The organism is Pseudomonas sp. 65/3-MNA-CIBAN-0223, from assembly GCF_040310425.1.
Lineage (GTDB): Bacteria > Pseudomonadota > Gammaproteobacteria > Pseudomonadales > Pseudomonadaceae > Aquipseudomonas > Aquipseudomonas gregormendelii.
Genome location: NZ_JBEOPV010000149.1, coordinates 1 through 271 on the forward strand (window position 1 = coordinate 1; position 271 = coordinate 271).

At 51.3% G+C, this 271-nt stretch carries 1 protein-coding gene; it reads right to left on the bottom strand.

Features of this window, described 5'->3' with window-relative positions:
- Nucleotides 1-271, bottom strand: a 271-nt coding sequence (locus tag AAEZ09_RS28305; RefSeq protein ID WP_502947607.1) for a hydroxymethylglutaryl-CoA lyase-like TIM-barrel protein, incomplete at both ends; no start/stop codon positions are given.

Sequence of the window (271 nt, forward strand, 5' to 3'; positions counted from 1 at the left end):
GTCTTCGGTAGCGACATTACCCGTTGCGCCTTTGGCATATGGACAACCGCCAAGCCCAGCCACTGAGGTATCGAATTCGCTGACGCCCATCTGTAGTGCGGCTAAGGTATTACTGACTGCTTGACCATAAGTATCATGGAAATGGCCTGATAGCATAGCGATGTCGGCATATTCTAAAGCGGCTTGTAGCGCGCGCTGTACTTTCAGCGGCGTACCTACCCCAATCGTATCGGCAATACCAATCTGTTCTGAACCAATCTCAACCAAACGC